Origin of the sequence: Mesorhizobium sp. M7A.F.Ca.CA.004.06.1.1, from assembly GCF_003999135.1 — a bacterium.
GTDB lineage: Bacteria > Pseudomonadota > Alphaproteobacteria > Rhizobiales > Rhizobiaceae > Mesorhizobium.
Map to the genome: position 1 here is coordinate 1 of NZ_RZPQ01000890.1, position 2,174 is coordinate 2,174.

The 2,174-nt window shown below is 61.1% G+C and carries 2 protein-coding genes; both read left to right on the plus strand.

Features of this window, described 5'->3' with window-relative positions; genetic code table 11:
• On the plus strand, positions 1-931 hold a 931-nt coding region (locus EN906_RS31760; RefSeq protein WP_164777516.1), incomplete at its 5' end, for an ABC transporter substrate-binding protein.
• 226 nt (positions 932-1,157) lie between these two features.
• Positions 1,158-2,171 (plus strand): sugar ABC transporter permease, encoded by a 1,014-nt coding sequence (locus tag EN906_RS31765; protein WP_127375666.1) that lies wholly within the window; start codon positions 1,158-1,160, stop codon positions 2,169-2,171.
• The last annotated feature ends 3 nt before the right edge of the window (positions 2,172-2,174 follow it).

The following is a 2,174-nucleotide window of genomic DNA, read 5'->3' on the forward strand; positions in this document are numbered from 1 at the left end:
GTCATGGGTCGATCTCGGCACCTTTAAGGACAAGGACGGCAAGCCGGGCTTCTTCGCCTTCCCTTATAAGGCCGATGTGAAGTCGCTGGTCTGGTATTCGCCGGATAATTTCGAGGAAGCCGGCTACAAGGTGCCGAAAACGCAGGAAGAACTTGCCGATCTCGAAAAGAAGATCATCGCCGATGGCGGCAAGCCGTGGTGCATCGGCCTCGGCTCCGGCGGCGCCACCGGCTGGCCGGCGACCGACTGGGTCGAAGACCTGATGCTGCGCACCCAGCCTCCGGAGGTCTACGACAAATGGGTGAAGAACGAGATCCCGTTCAACGACCCCGCAGTGGTCAACGCCATCGACATTTTCGGCAAGATCGCGACCGACGACAAGATGGTCGATGGCGGCGCCAAGGCGGTCGCGGCGACCGATTTCCGCGACAGCCCGAAGGGCCTCTTTTCGGTGCCGCCGAAATGCTACCTGCACCATCAGGCATCGTTCATCCCGACCTTCTTCCCGGAAGGTACCAAGGTCGGCCAGGACGCGGACTTCTTCTACTTCCCGCCCTATGCCTCCAAGCCTGAACTGGGCACGCCCGTGCTCGGCGCCGGTACGCTGGCGATGATCACCAAGGACAGCAAGAGCGCGCGCGCATTCATCGAATTCCTGAAGATGCCGCTCGCCCACGAGATCTGGATGGCCGAAGGCGGCTTCGTGACGCCGCTCAAGTCGGTCAACAAGGATGCCTATGCCAGCGACGCGCTGAAGAAGCAGGGCGAAATCCTCGCCAATGCCTCGACTTTCCGCTTCGACGGTTCCGACCTGATGCCGGGCAAGATCGGCGCCGGCGCGTTCTGGACCGGCATGATCGACCTGGTCGGCGGCAAGTCGGCGCAGGACGTCGCCACCGACATCCAGAAGAGCTGGGACGCGATCAAGTAGCGGTCGGCATGTAAGCGACCACCATTCTCGCACTGGATCCGGACCGTACTGGCCCGGATCCGACGGCGGCCCGTGCCGCAGCCTTTCGTCATGAGCGCATTGAAATGAAGCGCGATCGGCAATGTGCGCAAGCCGCCGATGACGCGCTCCAAACAACTGAATCGGCGCCTGGTCTCCGTTACCAAGGTCATTCCTTGTCGGGTCATGCGCAGGGGGAGAGGGACCCATGGCGGCTCAGATTTTCTCGGCCATAACAGTCATCATCGTCGGCGTCGGCGGTTGCGTCGCCTATTTCTGGGGCGCCAACAAACTGGTCGACCTGATATTCCCGTCACGCGGCGTCGCGGGTGCCGCGGCCATCGACAATCTGCGCCGGCAAGGGCTGGTCCGGCCATGGCTGTTCGTCGGCCCGGCGATGATCATCCTCACCATTTACCTGATCTATCCGGTGGTCGAGACGCTGCGGCTGTCGTTCCTCGATCGCAGCGGCATCAATTTCGTCGGCTTGGCGAACTATCAATGGGCGTTCGGCGATCGCGAGTTCCGCAACTCGATCCTCAACAACATCATCTGGCTGGCGGTGGTGCCGGCCGCCTGCACCTTCCTCGGGCTGATCATCGCCGTGCTTACGGACAAGATCTGGTGGGGCACGATCGCCAAGAGCCTGATCTTCCTGCCGTTGGCGATCTCCTTCGTCGGCGCCAGCGTGATCTGGAAATTCATCTACGAGTATCGGGGCGACGGCCAGACGCAGATCGGCATCCTCAACGCCATCATCCAGCATTTCGGCGGCCAGCCGCAGGTCTGGATATCGCTGCCGTTCTGGAACAATTTCTTCCTGATGATCATCCTGATCTGGATCCAGACCGGCTTTGCTATGGTCATCCTGTCTTCCGCCCTGCGCGGCATTCCCGAAGAAACGCTGGAAGCCGCCGTCATCGACGGCGCCAATCCGTTCCAGATCTTCTGGAAGATCATGGTGCCGCAGATCTGGGGCACCATCGCCGTGGTCTGGACCACGATCACCATCCTGGTGCTCACAGTGTTCGACATCGTGCTGACCATGACCAACGGCCAGTGGAACAGCCAGGTGCTGGCCAATCTGATGTTCGACTGGATGTTCCGCGGCGGCGGCGATTTCGGCCGCGGCGCCACCATCGCCATCATCATCATGATTGCCGTCATTCCGATCATGGTCTGGAACATCCGCCAGGCGAACAAAGAGACGGGAGGACATTGAGAT